Source organism: Arthrobacter sp. AK01 (genome assembly GCF_021109375.1).
Lineage (GTDB): Bacteria > Actinomycetota > Actinomycetes > Actinomycetales > Micrococcaceae > Arthrobacter.
Window position 1 is genome coordinate 1 of the sequence record NZ_JAJOHP010000162.1, and the last position, 324, is coordinate 324.

1 pseudogene is annotated in these 324 nt (G+C 65.1%); it reads right to left on the bottom strand.

The features are described 5' to 3' along the window. Window positions 1-324 (bottom strand): annotated as a pseudogene (locus tag LN996_RS23560) (HNH endonuclease); the annotation flags it as partial.

The following is a 324-nucleotide window of genomic DNA, read 5'->3' on the forward strand; positions in this document are numbered from 1 at the left end:
GGTGCCGGTGAGTTGTTCGAGGAGGTCGCGGTGGTCGATGGTGACGGTGAGTTGGGGGCGGAGTCCGCCGTTGGAGGGTAGTTTCCCGGTGGTCATGGCGAGGGCGCAGGCTCCGGTGAGGCCGTCGAGGAGTTTCTGTGCCCGGGAGCGGCGGTCCAGGTCCGGGCTGGTGCCTGTGCCTGTGCCTGGTCTATTGGTTCTGGTGCTGGTGCTGGTGCTGTTGGTGAGTCGTGGGTTGGTGGCGGCGTTCATGGTGGTGGTGAGGGTTTCGATTTGTTCGTCGGTGGCGAAGATTTCGAGGTGGTGGAGTCCGTGGCGGCGTCG